The organism is Desulfuromonadaceae bacterium (genome assembly GCA_019429445.1).
Classification (GTDB): domain Bacteria; phylum Desulfobacterota; class Desulfuromonadia; order Desulfuromonadales; family JAHYIW01; genus JAHYIW01.
The window spans coordinates 16,540-27,424 of the sequence record JAHYIW010000032.1; the positions used below are offsets into that span (position 1 = coordinate 16,540).

At 53.7% G+C, this 10,885-nt stretch carries 9 protein-coding genes and 1 riboswitch; of the genes, 1 reads left to right on the top strand and 8 read right to left on the bottom strand.

Annotated elements, in window-relative coordinates:
• Positions 1-123 precede the first annotated feature (123 nt).
• Positions 124-1,374 carry a class I SAM-dependent rRNA methyltransferase gene (locus tag K0A93_11905; GenBank protein MBW6512795.1) on the bottom strand — a complete coding sequence of 417 codons (1,251 nt, stop codon included), beginning with the start codon at positions 1,372-1,374 and terminating at the stop codon, positions 124-126.
• A gap of 164 nt (positions 1,375-1,538) precedes the next feature.
• Between K0A93_11905 and K0A93_11910 the strand changes: the two genes are divergently transcribed.
• A complete protein-coding gene (locus K0A93_11910) occupies positions 1,539-1,757 on the top strand; it encodes a hypothetical protein (GenBank protein ID MBW6512796.1) in 219 nt (72 codons plus the stop codon).
• A gap of 593 nt (positions 1,758-2,350) precedes the next feature.
• Here the strand turns inward: K0A93_11910 and K0A93_11915 are convergent.
• The 7 genes from K0A93_11915 to K0A93_11945 all read right to left on the bottom strand — a co-directional run.
• Positions 2,351-3,193: an Ig-like domain-containing protein gene (locus K0A93_11915; GenBank protein ID MBW6512797.1), complete on the bottom strand. Its 843-nt coding sequence runs from the start codon at positions 3,191-3,193 to the stop codon at positions 2,351-2,353.
• Positions 3,194-3,195: 2 nt separating this feature from the next.
• Positions 3,196-3,624 carry a hypothetical protein gene (locus K0A93_11920; protein ID MBW6512798.1) on the bottom strand — a complete coding sequence of 143 codons (429 nt, stop codon included), beginning with the start codon at positions 3,622-3,624 and terminating at the stop codon, positions 3,196-3,198.
• Between the two features lie 12 nt (positions 3,625-3,636).
• Positions 3,637-7,623, bottom strand: coding sequence for a hypothetical protein (locus tag K0A93_11925; GenBank protein MBW6512799.1), 3,987 nt, complete (start codon positions 7,621-7,623; stop codon positions 3,637-3,639).
• 367 nt (positions 7,624-7,990) lie between these two features.
• Positions 7,991-8,653, bottom strand: coding sequence for a hypothetical protein (locus K0A93_11930; GenBank protein MBW6512800.1), 663 nt, complete (start codon positions 8,651-8,653; stop codon positions 7,991-7,993).
• A gap of 282 nt (positions 8,654-8,935) precedes the next feature.
• A riboswitch (cyclic di-GMP riboswitch) is annotated at positions 8,936-9,026 on the bottom strand.
• A gap of 128 nt (positions 9,027-9,154) precedes the next feature.
• Complete coding sequence (locus K0A93_11935) at positions 9,155-9,826, bottom strand: hypothetical protein (protein ID MBW6512801.1); 672 nt, start codon at positions 9,824-9,826, stop codon at positions 9,155-9,157.
• A 50-nt stretch (positions 9,827-9,876) separates the two neighbouring features.
• A complete protein-coding gene (locus K0A93_11940) occupies positions 9,877-10,452 on the bottom strand; it encodes a transposase (protein ID MBW6512802.1) in 576 nt (191 codons plus the stop codon).
• Positions 10,453-10,641: 189 nt separating this feature from the next.
• Positions 10,642-10,885: hypothetical protein (locus K0A93_11945; protein MBW6512803.1), on the bottom strand; the 244-nt coding region annotated here is incomplete at its 5' end.

Below are 10,885 nucleotides of genomic sequence, written 5' to 3' on the forward strand. Positions count from 1 at the left end.
AAGGTCAAAATCGAGTCGGCGGATCAGCAGAACATTCAAAACGAATAACCCCAAATTTTTCATTAGCTTAGGTGGTGGACTTTGAAGTTGAATCTACCCCCCCACTGACATCTTTTGGCCTTATCAGACTTTGGCAAAGAGACACTTGAGGTAGCGACTTTCGACGAAATCGAGCGGGTGATCGAGAGCGTGTCCGGTTTCAATGATCCGGGTCAGCGGACGCCCGGCACGGGCGGCGGCGTCACACATGGTTTGGCGGAAAGCCTCGGGGGTGACCGGACTGGAGCAGGAGGCGAGGACGATATCGCCGCCGGGGGTGAGCAGGCTGACGCCGAGGTGGGCGAGGTGTCCGTAAGCGCTGAGCGCCTCCTTGACCTGGGAGCGGCGCACCGCGAAGGCGGGGGGATCGATGATCACCAGATCGTACTGCCGCCCCTGTCTGACCAGTTTCGCCATCGCCTGGAAGGCGTCATCCTCAATTGTCAGATGGTGCGCTGCCGCAATGGTCGGGACGGCGGCGTTGAGAGCAAAATTGCGCCGCGCCGATTCCAGCGCCGGGCCGCTCTGATCGAGACTGGTGACTTCCCGCGCACCACCGCGGGCAGCGGCGAGGGAGAAGCCGCCGCTGTAGGAGAAGGCGTTCAGCACCCGCTTCCCTTTGGCAAGCTGCTCCACCTGGGCGCGATTGTCGCGCTGATCGAGAAAAAAGCCGGTCTTCTGACCGTGGATCGGATCGACCTCGAAGAGCAGCCCGTTTTCACGGCAGGTGAGGGGGGCGGTGAGCGGCGCGCCGTAGATGATCTGCCCGTCCGCCAGTCCGCGCAGTTCTTCCGGGTGCTGTTGCAGCCCCCGGCTCAGGCGCAGGACGATCCGCTCCAGCGGCTGCTGTTCCAGCAGACAATCCAGACAGTCCCCGAGGTGCGGCAGCCAGGCGTGGGTATAGAGCTTGACCACGGCGGTTGCGGCGTAGCGATCAATTACCAGCCCCGGCAGCCCGTCACTTTCACCGTGAATCATCCGGTAGCCGTCGGTGTCGGTGTGCCGCAGCGGCAGCCGCCGTTCAAGTGCCCGGGCGATCCGTTCGGCAAAGAAGGCCCGATTGATCGGGCCGGGTTTACCGATACGCAGGGCGCGCATGCGGATCGGCGAGCAGGGGTCGTAGAGACCCACGGCAACAAAGCGTCGTTTGCTGTCGAAAACCACCGCCAGATCGCCGGGGCGCCCCGCGTGACTCTCGGTTTTGATGCGTTCCGCGTAGAGCCAGGGGTGGCCGCGATGCAGTCCGGCCAGCGCGGAATTACTCACCTGGAGCTTGACCAGTTTTTGCCCGCAGGCGGGCCATTCGATGAGTAACGGGTGCAGCGTGTTGGGCATTGCGTTGTCCTCGACCGGGGAAATTTGCCCAGTCTAGCAGATATCCCGAAAAAATCGGTCATTAATCTTGCGCTTCGCCGCTCTGTTGTTGAACGCCGCCGCACATTCCCCTATACTCCAATCCTCATACGCTTAACGATCCGCACCTCTTTCGGAGAACAACCATGGAAATCGATCTGGATGCCTTGCATTACCTGATTACCCGGCGCGCCGATAAAATCGAAAAGATCGTCGCCGGCACCGGCTACCTGCCCCGCACCGTCCTCGGCGTCGCCACGTTTCTGCTCGACAACGAGGGGAATCTCGACCTGTTGACGGCCAATCAGCGGGTGACCTTTGAGAAGTTTTTGCAGCCGTTGCTGGAAGGCGATCGGCGTTCTTAGCCGGTGTTGCTTGACGAAATCTTTTAATGTATCTTGATGGTGTCTCGCAGTCTTCCATGCGATTTTGCCGCTTTCGATGTTATGTTAGAACGGTGGGGCAGGAGCTGGACGCGGGACGGTGAAAATGTTGGAAAAAAATTTGTCGTTTGTGGTGGGTTCTGGTAGGTTGATGGGCACTTATTAATGCCCATTTTATGAAGCGGTTAGAGAGGGCAAGATGGGGTTTATTGTTTGAACGGGTAAATGAATTTATGGCATTTCGGCGATTGGGTCGAGGTGCCTTTTTTGTCTGATGTTGGGGGCTGACTCCTTTGTGTTTACTGCAGGAGCAATTGTCCATTATCGGGGGCTGCCCCCCTATATATTAGAGACGGTCAGGAATAAACTTCAAATTTGATTTTTGGAGACGCGACCCCTATGGATCCGACACCTATGGGTCCCATAAGGCATCTGTTTCCACTAAAGGAGGCAAAAATGCCTCCTTTAGTGGATTATTTTGTCCCGCTAGCCGGGATGGATAGGGTGTTTGCTTTGAATGGGACTGGCTCTAGCTATTGACATCGAAGATAGAGTTCGATCAAAGTATTTTTCAGCTATAATGGTGGTGGTGGCGGTGCTGAAGATGTAGTAGTAAAGACCGCACCAAACGGGGCACCCATAGCTATGCCGCTGGCACTACGGACAGTATCACTGATGCTGATTTGATAATCGTGACTTGTTGCCAGTGCTTGATCAGGCGTCATGGTCAGAGTCATTGTCGCATTGTCATAGGCATACAGAAGAACAACATCCGTCGGACTGGCAATATCTGTAATATCGACCAAGCGAGCCGTTACCGCATTCAAGTCAACACCGTACATCTCTTTGTTAAATACAACCTGAATATTAGTGGTTGTAGGGACGTTCGTATCACCATCTCCTGGCGTTATCGGAGGGACAACCGCTGGTGCTGTCGTGTCGTTTGTAGCACCGGCTCCAATTGAAAAACTCCAGCCAAAATCGGTCCCGAGTGTATTCCCTGTAATATCGGCAACACTATTGTAGACCCCTGCCCAGTAATAGGACTCTGCAGTATAGAGGTTGTCGGAGGTGAACGTTGCTGTTTTAGTTGCTGCATCGTAGGTTATCGTGCCTGGCACCTGGGTCATTGTGTCGCCAAGCGTCCCCGCAAACACACCGAAACCATTCTGAATCGAGGTTTCATTCATGGTGCCTGCTTCGTCAAAAGAAACACCGACTAACACATTGGTAAAAATAGATGTACTGGTATCAGGCGGAAAAATTCTGTCAACAGCCGGAGCGGTCGTGTCGCCTGCCCCATCCCCATCCCCATCCTCACCACCGCCTCCACCACCTCCACCTCCACCTCCACAGGCGAAGAGGCTCAAAACGAATAAGGAAGCCGCACACAAGGCCAAAAAACGATTTAATAACATACTCATTCCTCCATCTTCATTTCAAGGCGTCGTGGCCCGGAGATTTCGAGATTGTCCACTTCCTGCATATTGGTTACATCCCCGGTCTTTAGATCAACCAGAACCATTGCTGGCAAGGCTGTGGTGTCCCAGGAAAGGTTAACCCTTTCTTCTGCTGCCAGAATATCGATTGTCCAGGACGAAACAGAATCACTAATCCTGATATCGCGCCAGAGCTGCTTGCCACTATCGAAAACAACCTGCAGAGAACCATTGAGCATAGCCGGAATATCGTACTGACCGTCGATGCCGTCGGTGGCATCAGGCTGCTGACCGAAGACCAGCCGGGATGAAGCAGACCCGGCCGTGATGTTGATCTGGGACTCCCAACCATCGGCATAAACCGGCAGGGAGATGAGAAGAATCGCTAAAGCTAAAATCATCTTTTTCATGGTCAGTCTCCCCTATTGCGCCGGTTTCGGCACGATCAGTTTGTAGTTGGTATTATCGAGATTGAGGTAGACCCAGTAGCCGACCCACGGTACCAGTTCGGCACTCGGAGCAAAGTCGAAGCTGTAGGTTCCGCCCCAATCAGCACCGTCGTAGGTGTAGATGGCATTGGTCAGCCACTTGCTGGTCGTTGCCGTCGTCCAGGTGACCGGAGCATCATTCCTCTTCTGAACCTGGATGTCGGCCAGGGCGACGTAGCCGTTGTACGGCACGCTGATAATATTCCAGCCCGGGTTCAGAGCAATCTCGTAGGTCGTCTCGCCGACCTGCGGCTGACTTGAGAGATCCGGCAGGGTCGGGCTCGCTTCGCGGGTCATGAAGTAACCTTCGCCGGTGGCAACCGGACCGCTGGCATCAACGGCCACATAAGCGCCGCTTGAGCTGTCACGGGCGAGATCGGCAGAGATCCAGCGGTTGCAACTGCTGCTGCCGAGTCCGGCCATGGCGTCAAGATTGGCACTGCGCACATCGCAGGAGACACCAACCATGCTGACACCATTGAGCAGCTCTACGGTCGGGCCGGTGTATTCACCTGCTAGCGGCAGAGTCCAGAGGATGTTGCCGCTGATATCTTCGGCGGTGAAATGATACTTGTGACCGTGGGCCGGGCCGAGCAGTTTTTCGAGCTCATATATGGCGCCGGTGGCGACATCTCCCTTGATCTTGATCAGTTCATTCTCATAGCCGTTGATATGTACCAGCACCCGGTCCGGGGCATTTCCGGTCCCTTCATGGACGACGACATGGAAGACGAACGGGACATCCCGTTTCGGGTTGCCATTAACCTTGTTATCGTTATCCGGTTCACCGTCCTGTCGCTTGACGCCCTTGTTGCCGCGATCATCCGGGGCATGGCTTAAACCATCCGGGATCGGCGTCGGATCGAGCGGGAAGAGATCGACATCGTCGTTGATGCCGTCACCGTCGGTATCCTGTGAAAGCGGGTTGATACCGGCCAGGTACTCGTCGACATCGGAGACGTTGTCGCCGTCGCTGTCGGTGCCGCTGTTGTCGGTTCCGACCGGCAGACCGTTGGCCTGTTCCCACATGTCCGGCAGACCGTCGCCGTCAGTGTCGGCCAGGTCGGCATTGTCGATCGCCAGGGTGCCGTTGTGGTACTCATCGATATTGGCGATTCCGTCACCATCGAGGTCGAGGTCGGCATCATCAAAGTTCGGATCGGTGCCGGCAAGAATCTCGGCCTGATCAGGAATACCATCGCCATCGGTGTCGGTCATGGTGGCGTTATCGACCAGCGGCAGGGTTCCCAAATACATCTCTTCGAGATTGGTCAGGAAGTCACCGTCCGGATCTTCGGTCGCATCAGCAACCGTTGGGTTGGTGCCGAGGGTCCACTCGATCTCGTCCGGCATGCCGTCGCCGTCACTGTCGGCCAGACCGCTGTCATCAGACTGCGGATCAAGACCGAGCAGGTATTCGTGATAATTGGAATAACCGTCGCCGTCGGCGTCGGCGAGCACATCGGACGGATCGTTCAGATCAAGACCATTGGCCGTCTCGTAGGCATCCGGCAGGCCGTCGCCATCAGTATCGGTCAAGCCAGTATTATCGATGGTCGGATCGGTGCCGGCGATGAACTCGGCCAGGTTGGTCCAGCCGTCACCATCCGGGTCGCCGGAGGCAATTTCACTGGTCAGATTACCGAAGTTGTTCGTTTCAAAATTATCCGGCAAGTGATCGGCGTCATCGTCGGCCCATTCGGTCGGATCGAGCGGGTAGACGTCGCCGTTATCACCATACCCGTCACTATCGGCATCGGCCCATTCGGTCGGATCGAGCGGGAAGAGATCGAGATAGAGCGGTGTCGTCGAGTTGGCCTGTCCGTAGCCCGTATTCCAGCTATCCGGATAACCATCACCATCGGTATCGACGCTGGCGGCGACATCGTTCGGGAAGGCGTCAACGTCACCACAGACCAGGTCACCATCGAGGTCGTTGTCCGGATCGTTCGGACAATTGTCGAGCGAATCCTCGATATTGTCGTCATCAGCGTCAGCGAAACAGATCGCCTGGCCGGTCGAGGTCTGTGATGTTCCCGGAGTACAGGATGTACAGGTGGTTTGTCCGGTCAGGTCCTGGTAGGTCTGAATCGGGCAGAGGAAGTAGGTTGACGCACCAGCGGCATCGACATATGTTCCAGCCGGTGCAGCGACACAAACCGATTGACCAACCTGATCCTGATAGGTTCCGGCAGGACAAAGAGTAACGGAAGCAGCACCCGTCGTTCCGACATAACTGCCGGCAGGCGCATCGATACAGGAGCTTTGTCCGGTTGATGGCTGGTAGGTACCCAATGCACAATCGGACGGAGCTGCCTGACCGGATCCGGAATAGGTTCCAGCAGGTGACAATAGGCAAGATGTCTGGCCGGTCTGATCCTGGTAGGTTCCACCCGGGCAATCGGTGGCCACAATCGCCATAGTTCCGGAAACAAACGTTCCGGCCGGTGCATCGACACAACTTGTCTGGGCCGTCTGATTCTGATAGGTTCCCGGCACACAGGATGAATAGGTTGCGGCGGCAACGCTCGCAACATAAGTCCCAACAGGAGCAGGGATACAACTGTTTTGTCCTGCCTGATCCTGGTAATAGCCAGCCGCACATTCAACCCACCGGGTGCCATCGAAATAGGTGCCCGGCTGGCTGGCACTGCACATGTCACCTGTGCCATCACCATCGTAGTCGTACTGGTTCGGGTTGGCATCAACCGGGCAGTTGTCATCAGAGTCAGAAACAGTATCACCATCCCTGTCAGACAAGCTTGTCTTAACCCCGAAGTTAATGCCGGTATAAGGATCGACGGCAGGATCGACATTGGCAAAGACCACCGACTGACCATCACCTGCCATGACACCGGATGCAACACCATCGATATAGATGGTTCCATCGGCTGTGACCGAATATGACCCGAAACCGGATTCAAGCGGTCCTTCGGAGGTTGCCTGATCGGCAGCGGTATAGCCACCAAGGCCATCGAAAGTAACATTCGTCCGGTCAGAGAAACTTCGGCTCAAGGTCGCCACGTAACCGATCTGATGGATGACATAATCACCATACAGATCAGCAGTGGTCATGTTGGTACCTCTCTTCACGCCAACCATCATGTCAATAAAGTCGGGACCTGCGGTTTCAACATAGGCAAAGACACTTCTATCAGAAGAGAAGTAGCCCTTTCCCCAAGAATCAATCCACGCACCATCATCAGCGACGGAATACGTGCCGTTTTCGGGTGTACCCCCTCCAAGATAGTTGACGGTCATGCCTCCGGCACCATCGAACGTCCAATCCATCAAGGTGAAGGTAATATTTGGCACCCCTAAACCGTTTTCATCAGCGATCTGGGCCACATAGTAGGTTCCGTTGATGCTGGCATTGGTCATGCCACTTCCCTTACGAACAAGCGGCATCATCATCAGGTCGTCACCGGCCACATCGGTGTCGCTGAAGACCATGTAATTCTGATTGTAGGAGATCGTTCCGATATCGCCGCCATTGTCGGCGATAAGGGTATTGTCGGGCAAAATTGAGTAAGCAAACGACCAGGTGGGATCGGGATCAAGGCCGTTGGTGGCGTGCCACATCTCACCGGCGCCGATGGCCGAGCCGTCGAAAGTGAGATTAAATGCCGATGACACGAAGTCGCCACCGGTGCTCCATGCTTCATCGCGGAACTCGTAGCCAACGAAAGAACCGGTCAGAGTGCCAACCGACTCACACATGTCACCGATGCCGTTAGCATCAAGGTCAACTTGTGCAGTGTTGCTGTAAGCGGCGCAGTTATCCGAGTTGTCACCGACTCCGTCACCATCGGTATCCGCCCACTCGGTCGGATCAGACGGGAGTGTAATGGCATATGCTATGTTTATAAAAAATGAATTTAAAAGAAATATATGGATAAAAAAAATTAATACATTTTTCATAATAATATCCTCGATTTGGTTGTCGTAGTGTGTTGGCCAAAGACAATGATTTTAAGTTTTTACGCCTAGATTTTCTGTAAACCCATAAGCAAAAATTCATGCCTCTGAAATTCGAAAACGGGCGCTGAAGGCGGCCCAGCTCCCCCCCCACACACTTTGGCCTGGCCATCTCTTCTCAGGTAAGATCCGCAATTCTGCATCCCAAAGCCACCCTCGGTGTGCTCTTATCAAACAAAATTGACGCCACGTAGTATCGCGCAACGATGTCAAACCGAAAAAAACTTGCCAACTGAACTAACAAGAGCACTAATAATTTGGCACCATATGAAAAGCTGTGAGTAACGCTCTCGTTTCTTATAGCCTGATATTATGGAAGAGGTGTAAGGGTATTCACAACCAGACCGCCCAACCCCCCGACAGCACCATTTACAAAAGACGAAACTAGATTTTTGAATCCTTCCCTTCTGGCATCCTTCGTTTTCTTCTTCATCAGATCATCATATTTCGACTTAAAATTATTGACATCTTGAACACCAAACCCGATGTTCTTGAGTGTCGCAAAGAATGCATCTGGTTCTACTTTGATGATCTCAGTGTTGAACGAGTTGTCAAAAGTGCCACTTTGTGCCTTGATCTGCCCTTGAATCCAGTTTTTCGCAAGCACATCCTCCACAACAAAAACAATCTTCGTAACATTTTCACCGACATTATCGAACTCAAGACCTGCTTTCTCCAACGCAAGAGCAAAACGCCGACGGCCCTCCTGCTCTGGATTTTTATCGTACTTGAGCCCGGCCTCATACCGGAGTCGCTTTATTTTCGTCAACGGCACGCGAAGCAATTCACTTGCTTGCTGGTTAGACAAACTGCCAATCGCACATCCCTGTTCATATGAAACGCAGGTGTCGAGCAGATGCATAACAAGTGCGTCGATATCGGACTTTGCCATCGATGCCATGCCATTCCTGAGATAGTGCCGCAAAAACTTTTGCACGAACAGTTCTTCTCTGGAATCAGTATTTTCAGGCATAAAAAACTTTCCATTCCTGTGCTATCAATTTTTCAAACCAACCATACAACAAAAACCGCAAATATTCCAAGATAATGCGTTGCCGCCTGCCGTCTGCGATGATGCTCAATTTCAGCGTGCTGCAAAACGACTAATGCAAAAAAACCGATATCTTATCCTCTGGCATGTGAGAACCTCCAGGCGAAACCACTCTGATTCATCCGCAAAAAATAAAAACGCCCGTCTCCGAAATTCGAAGACAGGCGTTGAAGGCAAATCCAGATATTCCCCTCACACACTCTCTTCGGCGGCCCGGCCACCCGCTTTTGCCAAAGGCATCGGCGGATCCGTAACTCTGCATTCCGGGATCACCCCCGGTTTGCTCTTATCGAAGAGAAACAATTTAACAGCAACAAATGACGCAATTAAATACACCTAACTGAAGTTTAGAGTTACACCCCTCCCCAAGCCAGCTTAATTCTGCGCTGGAGAGCGATCATTGATAACTGAAAATTGTCGAAGTTAAGCCCTCTTGCGCCGATCAGGCGGTCTGTCCGGCTTTTTATCCCGTTTTTCAGGCGCGAATTTTCCCGACTTCGGGTGCCAATGGCTGCGAATATCGACATGGCGAAAAATCCTTTGCAGTCCTTGACGAACACGTCCGGCAGTGATCGGCTGTTTGTGCCGCCATGGGGATATGGAGGCGAGTTCTTTCACTTCCTCGCTGTTCATCTGAGCCAACAACTGGGGCACGGCGTAGCTGGTCGAAAGAATCTGCGTCCAACGATGCAGCACCTGACGTGTTTGCTGCCAGGTTTGTTTCCAGCCCCAACGGTTTTTGAGCTGATTGAACAGATCCTCTATGGACCACCTGCGGCTATATGCCAGCAGGATGCGGGTTGCCGACAAGCCCAGGTCGGTACACAGGATGAGCCGGGGCTGGCGTAAAGTTCCCTCTTTGTTTTCAATCTGTGACCAGACAGCACGAACCTGTTGTCCATCAAGAAAGCGGGCTCGTGCAACGCAGCTGCGATAGTGAACCGTCTGCCATTCGCCGTAGAGAAAAAGTCTCTGGCTGATCATGGGCAAGTCATCGACCCGCTCGGCCGTCAGCTTATCACCGTATTTACGGGGCCGCCCACGTTTGCCGTTGTGACACGGCGGCGGCAGATAAAGCGCCGTGTCCTTGCGCACCTGACCGATGACCTGATAGCCCAGATCTTGGGCGGGGAGCAGCAGAGATTTCAGGAATCGACCAGCAGGGTCACGATGCGATCGACGAAGAGGCCCTTGGCCACTCGGAGCAAGGTTTTGGCCGCGACCAGTTTGCCGCTGTTACCTGTGCTTCTGGATAACCGGGAAAGTATCGGCAACGCCAAGGAACGCCATCCCTGCGGTAACACCAGAGCCAAGGTGACCCAGTTCTGTCCCCGGACATAAAGGGGACGATTGACCTTACATCCATGCTGATGGTGGATGCGTGACTCAGGTGCTTTGCGTGAACAGCGAAAGACGACCGTATCGTCGATGGCGACATAACAGCGCGAACGTTCTGTTCGTTGCAAAGCGAGCCGGGCCGTTTGCAATCCAAGCGCAACCCATGACCAGCGGCCCTTCTGCAGCCATTTAAAATAACTGGTCCAGTGGCACCGGGGTTTGATTGCCAACCAGGCTTCAGTGACAAAACCATTTTGGGTGAGCATCGCACCAAACAGCAGTTCCAGAAAGGTTGGAACCGAACGTTTTGGCAGCGCCTGCGCCAGAAATGTGATAGCGTCGTACAGGGACTGGGGGATACGACTATATCCCTTGGTATCCATAGCGGCCTCCGGAAGAAAGGGTGAAACTTTCTTCTAGAGGCCGCGCCTTCAAAGCTTTCTAAATTCAATTCGCTTTGAAGGCGCGGCCACACAGGGTGGTCGCTGTGTCAACACTTTTTTTCAACTTCGACAAATTTTCAAAGATCACGAAAGTCTAAACTTCAGTTAAGGATTCTTCTTCCCAAAATATCATTGGCGACCCCGATTGCGGACCCTGGCTTTACGTTCAGCCATTCGTGTTTTTGCGGAGTCATTGTCAACGAACACAGCCTTGCCGGAATCAAGTTTGTCAAATGCAAGGTTTACTTGTTCGGTAAGCCAAGTATCATGAGACAAGGCCTTGCGTTGTTGCTCGGCAAGCTGCTCAGTTAGTTCACGGCAAGCGTCGCTAAGGGTGCGACCTTGGGTTTCAGCCATTTGCTGGGCTAAGCGT